At 67.7% G+C, this 16341-nt stretch carries 14 protein-coding genes; 8 read left to right on the top strand and 6 right to left on the bottom strand.

All coding sequences use genetic code 11. From position 1 onward, the window contains the following. Positions 1–109 precede the first annotated feature (109 nt). The 3 genes from SAZ01S_RS19810 (at position 110) to SAZ01S_RS19820 (ending at position 4106) form a co-directional block, all read left to right on the top strand. The gene (locus SAZ01S_RS19810) at positions 110–1267 is read left to right on the top strand and encodes a phosphoserine transaminase (RefSeq protein WP_084583982.1); all 1158 of its coding nucleotides are present in this window, start codon (positions 110–112) and stop codon (positions 1265–1267) included. A gap of 143 nt (positions 1268–1410) precedes the next feature. Beyond that, positions 1411–2988: a phosphoglycerate dehydrogenase gene (gene serA / locus SAZ01S_RS19815; protein WP_084583983.1), complete on the top strand. Its 1578-nt coding sequence runs from the start codon at positions 1411–1413 to the stop codon at positions 2986–2988. 20 nt (positions 2989–3008) lie between these two features. Next, positions 3009–4106: an ATP phosphoribosyltransferase regulatory subunit gene (locus tag SAZ01S_RS19820; RefSeq protein WP_084583984.1), complete on the top strand. Its 1098-nt coding sequence runs from the start codon at positions 3009–3011 to the stop codon at positions 4104–4106. A 41-nt stretch (positions 4107–4147) separates the two neighbouring features. Here the strand turns inward: SAZ01S_RS19820 and SAZ01S_RS19825 are convergent, their stop codons facing one another. The 3 genes from SAZ01S_RS19825 to queF form a co-directional block, all read right to left on the bottom strand. Continuing rightward, entirely contained in the window at positions 4148–5434 is a 1287-nt protein-coding gene (locus SAZ01S_RS19825; RefSeq protein WP_084583985.1) for a glycoside hydrolase family 130 protein, read from the bottom strand. Positions 5435–5485: 51 nt separating this feature from the next. Further along, a complete protein-coding gene (locus SAZ01S_RS19830) occupies positions 5486–7756 on the bottom strand; it encodes a glycosyltransferase family 4 protein (protein WP_084583986.1) in 2271 nt (756 codons plus the stop codon). A 141-nt stretch (positions 7757–7897) separates the two neighbouring features. Next, on the bottom strand, positions 7898–8344 hold the full coding sequence (queF, locus tag SAZ01S_RS19835) for a preQ(1) synthase (protein ID WP_139810165.1): 447 nt from the start codon (positions 8342–8344) through the stop codon (positions 7898–7900). Between the two features lie 284 nt (positions 8345–8628). On the opposite strand from queF, the gene SAZ01S_RS19840 reads away from it, so the two are divergent. Genes SAZ01S_RS19840 through SAZ01S_RS19850 form a run of 3 tightly spaced genes read left to right on the top strand, consistent with a single transcriptional unit; the run spans position 8629 to position 11926 of the window. Further along, entirely contained in the window at positions 8629–9459 is an 831-nt protein-coding gene (locus SAZ01S_RS19840) for a sulfurtransferase (RefSeq protein ID WP_084583988.1), read from the top strand. Further along, positions 9456–10658 (top strand): cystathionine beta-lyase, encoded by a 1203-nt coding sequence (gene metC / locus SAZ01S_RS19845; RefSeq protein WP_084583989.1) that lies wholly within the window; start codon positions 9456–9458, stop codon positions 10656–10658. Before SAZ01S_RS19840 ends, metC begins: the two co-directional genes overlap by 4 nt. Then, the gene (locus SAZ01S_RS19850; RefSeq protein WP_139810162.1) at positions 10655–11926 is read left to right on the top strand and encodes a mechanosensitive ion channel family protein; all 1272 of its coding nucleotides are present in this window, start codon (positions 10655–10657) and stop codon (positions 11924–11926) included. The genes metC and SAZ01S_RS19850 overlap by 4 nt, the downstream gene beginning before the upstream one ends. Before the next feature lie 119 nt (positions 11927–12045). Here the strand turns inward: SAZ01S_RS19850 and SAZ01S_RS19855 are convergent, their stop codons facing one another. Both SAZ01S_RS19855 and SAZ01S_RS19860 read right to left on the bottom strand, forming a co-directional pair. Then, entirely contained in the window at positions 12046–13131 is a 1086-nt protein-coding gene (locus SAZ01S_RS19855; protein ID WP_084583990.1) for a Ca2+-dependent phosphoinositide-specific phospholipase C, read from the bottom strand. Positions 13132–13263: 132 nt separating this feature from the next. Next, positions 13264–13713: a DUF4168 domain-containing protein gene (locus tag SAZ01S_RS19860; protein ID WP_139810163.1), complete on the bottom strand. Its 450-nt coding sequence runs from the start codon at positions 13711–13713 to the stop codon at positions 13264–13266. Between the two features lie 217 nt (positions 13714–13930). On the opposite strand from SAZ01S_RS19860, the gene rlmN reads away from it, so the two are divergent. Both rlmN and SAZ01S_RS19870 read left to right on the top strand, forming a co-directional pair. After that, a complete protein-coding gene (rlmN, locus tag SAZ01S_RS19865; RefSeq protein WP_439951239.1) occupies positions 13931–15115 on the top strand; it encodes a dual-specificity RNA methyltransferase RlmN in 1185 nt (394 codons plus the stop codon). Positions 15116–15147: 32 nt separating this feature from the next. Beyond that, the gene (locus SAZ01S_RS19870; RefSeq protein WP_084583992.1) at positions 15148–15558 is read left to right on the top strand and encodes a lysozyme inhibitor LprI family protein; all 411 of its coding nucleotides are present in this window, start codon (positions 15148–15150) and stop codon (positions 15556–15558) included. Here SAZ01S_RS19870 and SAZ01S_RS19875 read toward each other — a convergent pair. After that, a complete protein-coding gene (locus tag SAZ01S_RS19875; protein WP_084583993.1) occupies positions 15536–16156 on the bottom strand; it encodes a flavin reductase family protein in 621 nt (206 codons plus the stop codon). The genes SAZ01S_RS19870 and SAZ01S_RS19875 overlap by 23 nt on opposite strands. Positions 16157–16341: the final 185 nt, after the last annotated feature.

Genomic DNA, 16341 nt, shown 5'->3' on the forward strand with positions numbered 1-16341 from the left:
TGTTCCATCGCAACGATGTCCTGAATTGACTTTTGTGCGGCCGCCGCTAGGGCCGTCGGCGGGCCACGCGGTCCCAACGCCGCGCGTGCTCTCTGTGAGGAGAGTCTACATGACTGATTTGACTGCCGCCGACGCCACCCTTGCGCCTGCGAAGCCCGCCACCAAACCGGCGCGTCCCTATTTCTCTTCTGGTCCCTGCGCCAAGCCCCCGGGCTGGTCGCCCGAGAAGCTCGCCATCGAGTCGCTCGGCCGCTCGCACCGCTCGAAGCTGGGCAAGACCCGTCTCCAATACTCAATCGACCTGATGCGCGAGCTGCTTCGCCTGCCGGACACCCACCGCATCGGCATCGTGCCGGGTTCGGATACCGGCGCCTTTGAAATGGCGATGTGGACGATGCTGGGCGACCGCCCCGTCACCACGCTCGCCTGGGAAAGCTTCGGTGAGGGTTGGGTCACCGATGCGGTCAAGCAGCTCAAGCTCGATCCGACCGTGCTGCGCGCCGATTACGGTCAGCTGCCCGATCTGACCGCGGTCGACTGGTCGAACGACGTGCTGTTCACCTGGAACGGCACCACCTCGGGCGTGCGCGTGCCGAACGGCGACTGGATCGCCGACGACCGCGAAGGCCTGAGCTTCGCCGACGCCACTTCGGCGGTGTTCGCCTACGACCTGCCCTGGGACAAGATCGACCTCGCCACCTTCTCCTGGCAGAAGGTGCTGGGCGGCGAGGGCGCGCACGGCGTGCTGATTCTCGGGCCGCGCGCGGTCGAGCGCCTCGAAACCTACACGCCGGCCTGGCCGCTGCCGAAGGTGTTCCGCCTCGTCTCCAAGGGCAAGCTCTCCGAGGGCGTGTTCAAGGGCGAGACGATCAACACGCCGTCGATGCTGGCAGTGGAAGACGCGATCTTCGCGCTCGAATGGGGCAAGGGCCTGGGCGGCGCCGAGGGGCTGATCGCCCGTTCGGACGCGAACGCCGCCGCGCTCGACAAGATCGTGGAAGAGCGCGACTGGCTCGGCCATCTCGCCGAGGATCCGGCGATCCGCTCGCGCACCAGCGTGTGCCTCACCGTCGAGGGAGCCGATGCCGACTTCATCAAGAAGTTCGCCGGCCTGCTCGAAAAGGAAGGCGCGGCCTATGACGTGGCCGGTTATCGTGACGCCCCGGCGGGCCTGCGCATCTGGTGCGGCGCGACCGTCGACACCGCCGATATCGCGGCGCTCGGCCCCTGGCTCGACTGGGCCTACGCCACCGCCAAGGCGGGCTGATTTAAAGCCCTCTCCCCTCCGGGGAGAGGGTTGGGAGAGGGGCAGGACGATGCCGTCTCTCCCGACGTGCCAGTTTCAAGACACATTCCCCTCTCCCCAACCCTCTCCCCCGAGGGGAGAGGGAGCGAAGATGGAGCATCCAAATGCCCAAGGTACTGATTTCCGACAAGATGGACCCCAAGGCCGCGCAGATCTTCCGCGAGCGCGGCGTCGAGGTCGACGAGATCACCGGCAAGACCCCGGACGAATTGAAGGCGATCATCGGCCAGTATGACGGCCTCGCCATCCGCAGCTCGACCAAGGTCACCAAGGACATTCTCGAGCACGCGACCAACCTCAAGGTGATCGGCCGCGCCGGCATCGGCGTCGACAATGTCGATATCCCCGCCGCCTCGGCCAAGGGCGTGGTGGTGATGAACACCCCGTTCGGCAACTCGATCACCACTGCCGAGCACGCCATCGCGCTGATGTTCGCGCTTGCCCGCCAGCTGCCCGAGGCCGATGCCTCGACCCAGGCGGGCAAGTGGGAGAAGAACCGCTTCATGGGCGTCGAGCTGACCGGCAAGACGCTGGGCCTGATCGGCGCGGGCAATATCGGCTCGATCGTCGCCGATCGCGCCATCGGCCTGCGCATGCGCGTGATCGCCTATGATCCGTTCCTCACGCCCGAGCGCGCGCTGGAAATGGGCGTCGAGAAGATGACGCTCGACGATCTGCTGCTGCGCGCCGACTTCATCACGCTGCACACGCCGCTGACCGACCAGACCCGCAACATCCTGAGCCGCGAGAATCTCGCCAAGACCAAGAAGGGCGTGCGGATCATCAACTGCGCGCGCGGCGGCCTGATCGACGAGGCGGCGCTCAAGGAAGGGCTGGAGAGTGGCCATATCGCCGGCGCCGCGCTCGACGTGTTCGCGGTGGAGCCCGCCAAGGAACACCCGCTGTTCGGCACGCCCAATTTCGTCGCGACCCCGCACCTCGGCGCCTCGACCACCGAGGCGCAGGTCAATGTCGCGATCCAGGTCGCCGAGCAGCTCGCCGACTATCTGGTCACCGGCGGCGTCACCAACGCGCTCAACGTACCGAGCCTCTCCGCCGAGGAAGCGCCCCGCCTGAAGCCCTATATGGCGCTGGCCGAGAAGCTGGGCGGCCTGGTCGGCCAGCTGGCGCATGGCGAGCTGACCAGCATCGCGATCGAAGTCGAGGGTGCGGCGGCCGAGCTCAACCAGAAGCCGATCACCAGCGCGGTGCTTGCCGGCCTGATGCGGGTCCATTCGGACACGGTGAACATGGTCAACGCGCCCTTCCTCGCCAAGGAGCGCGGTCTCGACGTGCGCGAAGTGCGCCATGATCGAGAGGGCGATTATCACACGCTGGTCCGCGTGACCGTCGGCACCCAGGCGGGCGATCGCTCGGTTGCCGGCACGCTGTTCGGCAACGCCGCGCCGCGCCTGGTCGAGCTGTTCGGCATCAAGGTCGAGGCCGATCTCGCCGGACACATGCTCTACATCGTCAACGAGGACGCGCCGGGCTTCATCGGCCGACTCGGCACCACGCTGGGCGAGGCGGGCGTCAACATCGGTACCTTCCACCTCGGCCGCCGTTCGGCGGGCGGCGAGGCAATCCTGCTGCTCTCGGTCGACGAGGCGGTGGACGACGCGCTGCTCGCGAAGGTCCGCGCGCTCCCGGGTGTGAAGACCGCCATGGCGCTCGGCTTCTGAACTGATTAGGGGAGGCGGCCATGACTGGTCTCCTCCCCGAAGGGTTTCACGATCGCCTGCCGCCTGCCGCCGATGCGGCGGCCCGCCTGGAGACGCGCGTGCTGGGTCTCGCGCGGCTCTATGGCTATGAACAGGTCGACCCACCGCTCGCCGAGTTTGCCGACGAACTGGCGACGCGGCTCAAGACCGGCGCGGTGCACAATGCGGTGCGCTTCGTCGATCCGGTATCGCAGCGCAGTCTGGCCATCCGCCCGGACCTGACCGCGCAGGTCGGCCGCATCGCCGCGACGCGCATGGGGCACCATCCGCGGCCGGTGCGGCTCTGCTATGCGGGGCAGGTGCTCAAGCTCAAGGCGCCGGCGCTCGATCCGCGCCGGGCGATGCGCCAGATCGGCTGCGAGCTGATCGGGCGCGACAGCGTGGCCGCCGCGATGGAGGTCGTGCGCGTCGCGATCGAGGCGCTGCAGTCCGCGGGCGTCGAGGGGCTGGCGATCGACTTCACGCTGCCCGATCTGGTCGACACGCTGGCTGGCGGCACGTTGCCCCCGGAGAAGCTGACGGCGTTGCGCGAGCGGCTCGATGCCAAGGACGCCGGCGGTGTCGCGGCGATCGATCCCAAGTACTTGCCGCTGATCGAAGCTGCCGGCCCCTTCGATGGCGCGATGGCGAAGCTGCGCGCTACCGATGCCGGCACCGCGCTGGCAAGCCGGATCGATGGCCTTGCAACGATCGCGGCGAGCATTCCCGCAGGCGTCGCGCTGACGCTCGACCCCACCGAGCGCCACGGCTTCGAATATCAGACCTGGCTGGGCTTCTCGATCTTCGCGCGCGGCGTGCGCGGCGAGATCGGGCGCGGCGGCACCTATACGGTGGTGCATGACGGCGGCCGCGAGGAGCCGGCGGTGGGCTTCTCGCTCTATGCCGATTCGATCCTCGATGCCGGTATCGGCGGCGACGCGCGGCGCCGGCTGTTCCTGCCCTTCGGTACCGATGCGGCGATCGGCGCCGCGCTGCGTGCCGAGGGGTGGGTGACGGTCACTGCGCTGGAGGCGGAGGATACGCCTGAGGCCCAGCTGTGCAGCCACGAACTGCGCGACGGGGTGCCGACCGCGCTTTGAGCCATCGCCGTCGCCCCCGGAAAGGGGCGACGGCATGGGACTCATTCCATCTGGTCGATCAGCGCCTGGATCGGTGCGAAGGCGAACGCCACCGAGCTGTCCGCCACCCCGTAGGGGATGAACAGGCTGTCGCCGTGGCGGATCGCGCCGCAGGTGTAGACGACGTTGGGCACATAGCCCTCGCGGTCCTGGTCGGCGGCCGCCAGCAGCGGCGCGCGCGAGCGGGCGAGCACCTTCGAGGGATCCTCCTTGTCGAGCAGCGCTGCGCCGATCGAATATTTGCGCATCGCGCCGACGCCGTGGGTGAGCACCAGCCAGCCCTGGTCGGTCTCGATCGGCGGGCCGCAATTGCCCATCTGCACCAGCTCCCAGGGAAATTGCGGCTTGATGATCAGCTCGCCGCCTTCCCAGTGCGTGATGTCGTCCGAGCTGTGCAGGAAGATGTTCTCGCCGTCCTGCCGCCCGAGCATCATGTACTTGCCGCCCACCTTGCGCGGGAACAGTGCCATGCCCTTGTTGCGCGCGGCGCTGCCCGTCATCGGCACGAGGTCGATGCCGCGCCAGTCATGGGTGCGCAGCAGCTCCGACTGAATGCCGGAGCCGTTATAGGCGGTATAGGTGCCGATCCATTCGACGGTGCCGTCGTCATGGGTGAAGTGGCAGATCCGCAGATCTTCCAGGCCGTTCGACTGGGCGCGGGTGATCGGGAAGATCACCGTGCCGGAGAGCGTCGAATCGCGATGGCGATAGATGCGCACCGGCCCTTCCATGGCGCGCTCGTCGGGCTCGCGTGCGTCGGCGGCGGTGGCGAAGGGGGGCTCGGGTGCGAGCGTCAGCTCGCTGCCATCGGTGATGATCCCCTCGCGAAAGGCCACCGACGAGATATGGCCTTCGCCCACCGCGCGCAGCGACATCAGGATGCGCATGCTGCCCGGCGGCATGCCGCTCTGGTCGTAGTGCGGCACCGCACTGGGGTTCATCAGCGCGGCGGCGGCATAGCTGTATTCGTGGCAGAAATAGGCGCCGAGCAGCTGACGCTTCTCGTCGCCGATCGCCGCGCCGTCCAAGCCGAGCATCGCCTCGATCTCGTCGTAGCGCGTCATGAACACCCGCCGTGTCTGCCAGTGGCGCGCCTCGAAATCCTTCAGGACGAGTTCGAGCTCCGCCCGCGCCTGGCCCGGGGAGAGCGCCAGCACCTCGCTGACGATCCGCTCGGTCCGGCTGGGCGCGCCGCCATTGGTCGAGGCCCAGGCGATGTGGAACGGGCGAACCACGACTCGCGAAGGATCGGCACGCAGCCGCAGTGGATGGTGAAACAATTCCGGCATTTGGCAACCCCCGGGGAACGCGCTCGGTACAGCGCCGCCCCCCGTATCGCTTCAGGCAACGGCGAGTTCCGGTCCTGCCACGCTTTTACTGCCCTTTGAAAGAGCCGAGATCGCGCAATTCGCCAGTTGGAGTGCAAGAATCGACTCGGCACCTTGATTACGGTTAAGCCCGGTGGGCATCAGCCCGTCGAAACAGCCGCCATCGGCCACGCTGGCAAGCGGCGTGTCGAGGTCGTTCGCACCCAGATACCAGCGATAGGCACGCATCGCCTCGTCGGCCCAGCGCTGGTCGCCGGTGGCATCGTGCGCGGCAAGGCAGGCGTCGATCGTTGCCTGCGCCTCCAGCGGCTGCTGGTCGAACGGCAGCGGCTCGGCATATTCGCGGCCGAAGCTTTCGGTGCCGATCGCGCGGAAGCGACCTTCGGGCGAGGTCTGCCGCTCGACGATCCAGGCCAGCGTTTCCAGCCCCGTGTCGACGAAGTCGCGGCGGCCGAGCACCTGGCCGGCACGCAGCAGCGCTTCGGGCAGCCGCGCATTGTCATAGGCGAGCACGATTTCGAACCAGCGCCATTCGGGCCGGCGCGCCGTTTCCAGCAGCGCGATCAGCTCATTGCCGAAGCGGGTCAGGATCTCGCGCGACAACGCATGGCCCGGATGCGCCTCCGCCATTGCCGCCGCGCCGAGCATGGCAAAGGCATGCGCGCGCGGGCTTCCCAGACCGAAGGCGATCGAGGCGGTCTCGTCGAACAGCACCGAGGCCCAGTCGCGATGCTTCTGCGCGCGGGCGTCGCGCGCGGTGACGCCCAGCGCCCAGATTGCGCGGCCGTTCGAGTCTTCCGAGCCTTCGTCCTCGCACCAGCTGCGGTCGAAGTTCATGAAGTTGCGGAACTTGCGCTTGTCGGGATTCCAGGCGTGCTGGACGAAGCCGCCATAGATCGCGGTCCAGCGATCGCGCACTGCCTCGTCGATCGCGTCGATCTTGCTCATCAGGATCAGCGCGCGGGCATTGTCGTCGATGCAATAGCCGTGGCGGCGGTCCGGCACCGAATAGATCGAGTGCTGGAGCATGCCGGTCGAATCGCTCATCCGCTCCACCGCCGTGAGCACGGGGTGGAGCGGCGGCAGCTCGTTCGACGAACGGGTGATCCGCCGCGGCTTTTCGCCGAGGATCGCGTCGATTTCGGCGATCGCGCGCTCGGCCAGCCGCGCCCACAGCATCGTGCGGCCGCGGGCATAGGCGCGGTCGGCCAGGGTAGCGCGGGCATCGCGGTCGCCGAGCAGTCGGTTGATCTCGCGCGCAAAGGCGGCGCTGTCGCCGAAGTCGACGATGATGCCATGACCGTCGGCGAGGATCTCGGTCGCATGGATATAGGGCGTCGAGACCACCGGCTTGCCCATGCTGACCGCATAGGACAGCGTGCCCGAGGTAATCTGCGCCGGGTTCAGATAGGGCGTCACGTACAGATCGGCCGCCTGCAGATAGTCGAGCAGATCGCCCTGCTCGACGAAGCGGTTGACGAACTGGACGTTGCGGCCGAGCCCCGCTGCCTCCACCTGCGCCAGCAGTCGGTCGCGATACGCTTCGCCCTCGTGCGCCACCAGATTGGGGTGGGTGGCGCCCAGCAGCACGTAGAGCGCATCCGGATGCTCGGCGACGACCGCGGACATCGCCTCGATCATCGTCTCGATGCCCTTGTTCGGCGCGAGCAGCCCGAAGGTCAGCACGACGTCGCGGCCTTCCCAGCCGAACTTCGCCTTGAACGCGGCGGGATCGGCAAAGGCACGATCCGGCACGCCGTGCGGGATCACCTTAATCTTGCTGTCGTCGACGCCGTGGACGCGCTTGAGGATCTCGCGGCCCTTCTCGGCCATGACGATCAGCGTCGAGGCGCGGCGGATCAGCGCTTCCATCACCCGGCGCTCGTCGGCGCTCGGGCGCTCGAGGATGGTGTGAAGCGTAACAATGACGGGGATCGAGACGCGATCGGTCAGCGCGAGCAGCAGGTCGCCGGCCGCGCCGCCGAAAATGCCATATTCGTGCTGGATCCACAGCGCCTCGGCACCGCTCGCCTCGATCTTGCGGGCGGTTTCCAGATAGGCGCTGCGATCATTCTGCGCGATCGCACCGGTCACCTGCGGCGGATAGGCATAGTGGCCGGGAAGATCGTCCATCGCGTAGACGTCGACCTGAATCCCCGGATAGCGTTCTTCGAGCGCAGTATAGGTATCGGTAGTAAAAGTGGCGATGCCGCACTTGCGCGGCAGGAAGTTGCCGATCAGGGCAAGATGCCGGATCCTAGGACCCACAGGAGACCGTGCCATGGCGGACCTTTCGCTACTGCATGATGGACTCGGCCCAAATCTGGGCCCTATGTCCTGCTAAACTCCCGTTTTTCGAATAAGTTGCAGTTCCGCTGCAACGCACAACTGTATACCTGATGAACCGTGCTGTAAATCTGGCGTTCAGCCGCGCCCGCGATATCCGGGAACGCCCTGATCGGGAATCCAGACGTCCTCGGGCGGCTTGCCCGACTGCCAGAACACATCGATCGGGATACCCCCGCGCGGATACCAATAGCCGCCGATACGCAGCCAGATCGGTTGCATCTCGCGGAACAGCCGCTCGCCGATGCCGACGGTGCAATCCTCGTGAAAGGCGCCGTGGTTGCGGAAGCTGCCCAAGAACAGCTTGAGCGACTTGGATTCGACGATCTTTTCGCCCGGCACGTAATCGATCACCAGATGCGCGAAATCGGGCGCGCCGGTGATCGGGCAGAGCGAGGTGAATTCCGGCGCGGCAAACCGCACCAGATAGCGCGTGCCCGGCCGCGGATTGGGTACATAGTCGAGTTCCGCTTCCTCCGGCGTGGCGGGCAGGGCGGATTGCTTACCGAGATGCTTGGCGTCCATGGCCGCCATGTAGGCGTTTGCCGTGGGGTTTCCATAGGGCTAGAGGGACGTGTGACATTGCACCAACGCTCCTCGCCCCGCGAGGTGGTCGCATAGGGAAGGAAGCCGATGGCGGTGCTCCAAAGCCACCGTCATTCCCGCGAAGGCGGGAATCCATTCGCCGGTCCGCCGGGGGAAGGAACTTCGGCTTCAGCGCCAATGGATCCCCGCCTCCGCGGGGATGACAGCTTGGTGTTCCCCTATGCGCCGACCCCCGCTTCGGAGAGGAAAACATCGGGACGCCCATGGACGGATTGATCACCACCGACGCGCTGGCCGGCCTGCTCGGCGCCCCCGACTTGCTGGTCCTCGACGCGACCTACACCTCCACCCTTCCCGGCGCGGCGAAGCAGGATCCGCGCGCGGAATTCGAGGCAGGGCATATCCCTGGGGCGCGGCTGCTCGATCTCGATACGCTCGTCGATGCCGAGAACCCGCTGCCCTCGATGCTGCCCAAGCGCAGCGTCTTCGAGGAGCGGATGGCGCAGCTGGGGGTTATGGGCACCACCCGCATCGTCCTCTACGACAACAGCCCGCACCATACCGCGTGTCGTGCCTGGTGGGTGCTGCGGATGTTCGGCGTCCACGCCGCGATCCTCGACGGCAATATGGGCCATTGGCGCGCCGAGGGGCGGCCGGTGGAAACCGGGCCGCACGCCGCCATCCCGTCGAGCTTCACCGTCGGCGCACCCGCCGCGCAATTTCGCACGCTCGACGAGATGCGCAGCACGACCGAGCAGATCGTCGACGCGCGCTCGGCGGCCCGCTTCACCGGCGAGGAGCCCGATCCGCGCGCCGAATGCGCAGCGGGGCACATGCCGGGGGCCAAGAACATTCCCTATGGCCGCTTCTTCGAGAGCGACGGCCATTGGAAAGCGCCGGAGGGCATCCAGGCGGTGTTCGACGCCGCCGGGCTCGACCTGACCCGGCCGCTGGTCGCGACCTGCGGCTCGGGCATCACCGCCTCGGTGATCGTGTTCGCCGCGCATCTGCTCGGCCACGAGATCGCGCTGTACGACGGCAGCTGGAGCGAATGGGGTGCGCACCCCGAGACGGAAAAGGTGCTCGGCGCATGAGCGGGCACGACGACAAGCATGAGGACGGGGACGCGACCAAGGTCGTCCATGCCGGCCGCCGCCCCGAATGGACGCAAGGCATCGTCAACCCGCCGGTGTGGCGCGCCTCGACGATCCTCTACGACAACATCGCCGAGATGCGCGAACGCGGCAGCGCCGACACCCACCACAAGCTCTATTACGGCCGCCGCGGCACGCCGACCCAGTGGTCGCTCGCCGATGCGCTGACCGCGCTGGAGCCCGGCGCGCAGGCGACCTTGCTCTACCCCTCGGGCGTGTCGGCGATCACCACCGCGCTGCTCGCGGTGCTGGAGCCCGGCGACGAGGTGTTGTTGCCCGACAGCAGCTACGAGCCGACGCGGGCGTTCGGCAACGGCATGCTCAAGCGGCTGGGCATCACCGCCACCTATTATGACCCGATGATCGGCGAAGGAATCGCGGCGCTGTGCAGCGCGCGGACCAAGGCCATCCTGCTCGAAAGTCCGGGCAGCCTCACCTTCGAGGTACAGGACGTGCCGGCGATCGTCGCGGTCGCCAAGGCGCGCGGGATCGTGACGCTGCTCGACAATACCTGGGCGGGTCCGCTCTACTTCCCGGCGATCGAGAAGGGCATCGACTACACGATTCTGTCCTGCTCGAAATATGTCGTCGGCCATTCGGACGTGATGCTGGGCTCGGTCACCGCCGCGCCCGGCCATTATGAGAAGCTGCGCGCGACCACCTACCAGCTCGGCCTGTGTGCCAGCCCCGACGATGCCTATCTCGCCGCGCGCGGGCTGCGCACGATGGAGGTGCGGCTGCGCCAGTCGGGTGCGAGCGGGCTCAAGATCGCCGCGTGGCTGAAGACGCGGGCCGAAGTGGCGCGGGTGCTCCACCCGGCGCTGCCCGACTGCCCGGGGCACGAACTGTTCGCCCGCGATTTCCGCGGTGCCGCCGGCCTGTTCTCCTTCGTGCTGAACGGCGGCGACGATGCCGCGCGCACCGCGCTGATCGACGGGCTGCGGCATTTCGGCATCGGCTTCAGCTGGGGCGGCTATGAAAGCCTGGCCATCCCCGCCGATCCGCAGCGGATCCGCACCGCGTCGCGCTGGCAGGCCGAAGGGCCGCTGGTCCGGCTCTATGTCGGCCTGGAGGATCCGGACGACCTGATCGCCGATCTCCACGCCGGCCTCGCCCGCTTCGCCGCCGCGCGCGGATGATCCGCGATCTGCTCGATCGGATGGGCGACATGGGGATGCGGTTCCCGTCGCCGGCCGAACTGGGCGAAATGGCGGTGGCGCTGGGGCTGGCGGCGCTGGCGCTGGCGATCGGCGTGGTGGTCGGCCAGCGCGTCGGCGCGCAGATCGCCGGGCTGTGGCACCGCATTGCCGGCGAGCACATCAACGGCATCCAGGCGCGGCTGTGCCGGATCATCCGCTATCTGACGGTCGCGCTGCTGCTCTCGCCGGTGGCGGGCGGCTATGCCTGGCATCCGCCGGCGACGCTGCTGCTCGGCATCGCGCTGGGGCTGGCGATGGCGCTGGCGGTGGTGGAGGTGCTGCGCGGGCTGGGCGTGCCGCGGCTCGCCACCTGGCCGATGGGCGCGATCGCCTTCACCTCGCTGCTCAGCAAGACGATGGGCGGCCTCGGCGTGATCGAGGCGCTGCTGGCCCGCGTCGGGATGGACATCGGCACGCGGCGGCTGTCGCTGCTCTCGCTGCTGACTTTCGTGGTGACGATCGTCCTGCTCTATGCGCTGGTGCGGCTGGCCAACCGGCTGCTCGCGCAGTGGATCGGCCGGGCACACGGGCTGGACGCGACGCAGCGGCTGCTCGGCCAGAAGCTGGCAAGCATCGCCATCGTCACCGCTGCCTTCTTCGTCGGCATCGACCTGCTCGGCATCGACCTGACCAGCTTCGCGCTGTTCTCGGGCGCCTTCGGCCTCGCGATCGGCTTCGGCCTGCAGAAGACCGTCGGCAACCTGATCGCCGGCATCATCCTGCTGATGGACCGCTCGATCAAGCCGGGCGACGTGATCGTGGTGGGGGACAGTTTCGGCTGGGTGAACAAGATCGGCGTCCGCGCCGTCTCGGTGATCACCCGCGACGGCAAGGAGCATCTGATTCCGAACGAGAATCTGATGACCCAGGAAGTCGAGAACTGGTCCTACACCGATCGCAACGTGCGGGTGCGGATCCCGGTGACGGTCGCCTATGGCTGCGATCTCGAGCTGGCGCAGCGGCTGATGCTGCAGGCGGCCAGCGAAAGCCCGCGCGTGCTCGATATGCCCGAGCCCAATGTCTGGCTGACGGCGCTGGGCGAGAATGGCGCGGCGCACGACATCCTGCTCTGGATCAGCGATCCGGAGAGCGGCGTCGGCAATGTGAAGAGCGACGTGCTCAACCGGCTGTGGACGCTGTTCGGCACGCACGGCATCACCGTGCCGGCACCGCGGCGGGATGTGCGGGTGCGGGGTGTGGGGGAGTAGATCCCAAGTCCCCCTCACCCTTCCGCGCCTGCGGCGCTCCCTCCCTCTCCCACAAGGGGAGAGGGAAGGGCCCATCGCGCTAGCGATGGGAAGGGTGAGGGGCATGGTTGTTTATGCCCTCAGCGCTTTGGGCAGGTTGCCGTCACGCTGTTGCAGAGCACCGTGCTCTTCCCCAGCGACACGACCCAGTTGAGCCCGCGCGGATCCGGCGCGCCTTCATAATAGTCGGTGCTGACAATCTGCGCGCCCGAGGCGATCGCGGTGTCGAGCCGGCGGCGATCGTGGTTGCGGGCCTCCAGCGTCTCGGAATCAGCGCGGGTGCGGACCATGAAGCCGGCCTTGACGCGGCGGGTGATCGTTGCGGAGTCGGTGGTCGGGCTCTGCATGTTGAAGAACGACGCTTCCGGCGCGTCTTCCGGATACCAGCCGAACATCATCCGGCCCTTCAGGCTGGCATGGCCGGTGCGGTAGCGCGCCTCATTGGCTTCCGAGGTATCGAGCACGAACAGGAACTTGCCGCGCGAGGCGCCGACGGTGGGCCAGCGATGCGCGGTCACCGCGTCGCGCAGCGTGGGGAGGGTGCCGCGCACGTCGTCGGGCGTAATCACCCGCTCGCGGCCGATCGTCGCGGCGATGTCGGCGTCGAGCGCGTCGAGCGTGGCGGCATCGAAGCCGATATCGGTGGTGCGCACGCCCGGTATCGGACGCACGTCGCTGGCATTGACCAGGATCATCACCGGCAGATGGCCCGGATGCGCATCCGACCAGCGGCGGAACAGCGCCATGCACGCGCGGAAGGTGCGGCAATGCGTCTGCCAGTCGATGCCGGGAATGTGGATGGTCTTGGCGCCGGGCGCGGCCATCTCGGCCTTAATTTCGTCGGTGCCATTGGCATAGGGTGCGGCATAGGCGCCGCCCTGGGGATCGGGCGCGACGTCGATCTCGAGCTGGCGCAGGCCGAGCGCGAGCTGGCTCTCGAGCGGCGGGTGACCATAGGCGAGGCCTTCCCAGCTGCTCGGCAGCAGCGTGCGGATTCGCGCTTCCACCTCCGGCAGCGGATAGGGGCGGTAGCTGTTGTGCGAGCCGAGCACGCGCACCTGATCGAGCCGCAGCGTATCGAGGCTCTTGTCCGCATCCGGTGCCGCGCCCCCCGGTGCCATTGCCATCAGCAGCGCCGCCGCGCCGACCATCAACCCTTTTCGCATGCTGTCATTTCCTTTTGCGAAGCGAACCCAAGGCGGTGCCTTTGGCGGGCTTTCGTTCCGGAACCATGACAGTCGCGCATACAAAAACGGCGGCGGCCCGCAGAGGACCGCCGCCGCCAAGGGAGCTATGGGTTAGTTGCCGGTCGGGCTGGCCGGCGCGGTCGCCTGGGCCGACTGGCCGCTGGTCTGCGCCTGGGCGGCGGCGGCCTGGATGCGCTGGTTGAGCGCGGTGTCCGACGCCATCGCCTGGCTGATCTCGTTGAAGCGCTGCGGCTGCAGGCCCGACGAGGTGATCGCGGCGACGAACTTGGTGTTCTTCTCGGCCGTCGGGATGCTGGCGTCGGCGTTGATCTTGTTCACCGCGAGCGCCGCCTTGGCATATTGCTGCACCTCGGTATCGGTGAAGGTCGACGCCGCAGCGGTACCCGCGCCGGTGGTGCCCTGGTCCGGCGTTGCCGGGGTCGTCTGCGTGGTGGCGCCGGTGGCCGGCTGGGCCGGCGTGGTCTGGGCCGGCGTGGTGGTCTGGGCGGTCGCGGCCGAAGCCATCAGCGTGCCGGCGATCGCCAGGCTTGAAAACATCATTTTCATCATCAACTCCTCGTAATAATGAAATTCTTTTGCTGCCCTGTAACGCGACAATGGGGTTTGGTTTTCCGGCGGAAACCTGATTCACGATAGGCTGTTGCCGGCGCGGGACGGCATGACCCATCCCGGAACGGCGCTCGGTGGAATCACGCCGCTGGAAAAGCGCGGCATTTTCGCCTATATGCACGCGATGCAGACAGTGTCGGCCGCCCCCATGCCCATCCCCGGGCACATCGATCCCGTGCCCGTGCCGCGTGCCCCCGCCGCGCGCGAAGACGGGCGTACCGACCTGATCGGTCTCTCCCGCGACGGGATCCGCGAGGCGCTGGCCGCCGCCGGGCTCGAGCCCAAGCAGGCCAAGCTGCGCGCCAAGCAGCTGTGGCACTGGATCTACAATCGCGGCGCCACCGACTTCTCGGCGATGACCGACATCGCCAAGGCGCAGCATCCCTGGCTGGCCGAGCGCTTCGTGATCGGCCGCCCGGAAGTCGTCGAGGCGCAGGTCTCGAACGACGGCACCCGCAAGTGGCTGCTCCGCTCGCCCGACGGGCAGGATTACGAGATGGTGTTCATCCCCGACGCCGATCGGGGAACCCTGTGCGTTTCCAGCCAGGTGGGCTGCACGCTCAACTGCCGCTTCTGCCATACCGGCACGATGCGGCTGGTGCGAAACCTCACCGCCGGCGAGATCGTCGGCCAGGTGATGCTCGCGCGCGATTCGCTCGGCGAATGGCCGAGCCAGCCCGAGGGCCGCCTGCTCACCAACATCGTGATGATGGGCATGGGCGAGCCGCTGTACAATTTCGACGAGGTGAAGGCCGGTCTCCAGATCGTGATGGACGGCGACGGCCTCGCGCTGTCAAAGCGCCGCATCACCCTGTCGACCTCGGGCGTGGTGCCGATCATGGCGCGCGCGGGCGAGGAGATCGGCGTCAACCTCGCGGTGTCGCTCCACGCGGTCACCAAGGACGTGCGCGACGAGATCGTGCCGCTCAACAAGAAGTACGGCATCGAGGAGCTGCTCCAGGCCTGTGCCGACTATCCGGGTGCCAACAATGCCCGGCGCATCACCTTCGAATATGTGATGCTCAAGGACAAGAACGACAGCGACGACGATGCCCGCGAGCTGGTGCGCCTGCTGCGCAAGTACAAGCTGCCCGCCAAGGTGAACCTGATCCCGTTCAATCCCTGGCCCGGCGCGCCGTACGAATGCTCGACGCCCGAGCGGATCCGGTCCTTCTCGAACATCGTGTTCGAGGGCGGCATCTCCGCGCCGGTGCGCACCCCGCGCGGGCGCGACATCGATGCGGCCTGCGGCCAGCTCAAGACCGCGGCCGAGAAGAAGAGCCGGGCGCAGCTCGATCGCGAGGCCGAAGAGAAGTTCGCCGCGCTCGGTTGAGCGTTGCACGCTTCTGCTTGTAGGATGCAGCCATGCCGCTGCTCCTGCTCGCCCTGGCGCTTGCCGCCCCCGCCGATCGCTGCGCCGACGCGAAGACCACGGTGGACATGAACCTGTGCCTCGCGCGCGCCAGCAACGCCGCCGAGGTGGAGATGAACACCTATCTCGTCGCCGCCCGCAAGCGCGCCGCGACCGACGGGGTGACGGTGGTCAAGGCGTTCGACGAGGCGCAGGGCCGCTGGATCGCCTGGCGCAAGGGCGAATGCGACGCGGTCTATGCGCATTGGCAGGGCGGCACGATCCGGAACGCGGCGCTGCTCAACTGCCGGATCGACCTGACCGAGGCGCGTATCCACCAGCTGTGGAAGACCTGGCTGACCTATCCGGATTCGACCCCGCCGATCCTGCCCGAGCCGGGCGTCAGCGCGGGCGAAACATCCTGAACAGCGCGTCCTCGCCGATCTCGAAATAGTCCGCCGGCCCGCCGCCGCGCAGGATCGGGCGAGCACGAGCAGTCTGGTAGACGCCGTCCTCCAGCATCGCACGATCGATATGGATGCCGGTCGCCTCGCCGAGCACCAGCCAGGTATCGACCTCGGCGCCTTCCTTGTTTTCCAGGCGGATCAGCTGGGTGAGGCGGCATTCGAACTGCGCCGGGCTGCCCGCGACGCGGTCCGGGCGCACGGTGCGCGAGGGGAGCGCTTCGATGCCCGCATGCGCGAACTCGTCCACCTCCGGGTCGACCGGCGCCGAGGTTGCGTTCATGACCTCGGCGAGCGGACGCGTCGCGAGATTCCAGACGAACTCCCTGGTCTCGGCGATGTTGGCGACGCTGTCCTTCCACGCCGTGGAGGCGAAGCCGAGGATCGGCGGGCGATAGTTGAACAGGTTGAAGAAGCTGTAGGGGGCGAGATTGCGCACGCCGCTGGCCGACAGGGTGCTGACCCAGCCGATCGGGCGGGGGCCGACGATCGCGTTGAGCGGATCATGGGGCAGGCCGTGGCCCGAGGCCGGTTCGTAGAAGTGGAAATCGGTGGGCATGCACGCTCCGGATTTTTGTGGCGGCGGTGAAACCGATTCCGCTCGGGCTGCGAATATCCTATCGTCGAGGGCGCCGGAAGCGCCCGCCGTTGCACCCTTGCGATCCTCCCCTCAAAGGGGAGGGGGACCGCCCGCAGGGCGGTGGAGGGGTGTAACCGATGGCGGGGTGCACCACCATCGGTTAC

This window comes from Sphingomonas azotifigens NBRC 15497, from assembly GCF_002091475.1.
GTDB classification, from domain to species: Bacteria; Pseudomonadota; Alphaproteobacteria; order Sphingomonadales; family Sphingomonadaceae; genus Sphingomonas; species Sphingomonas azotifigens.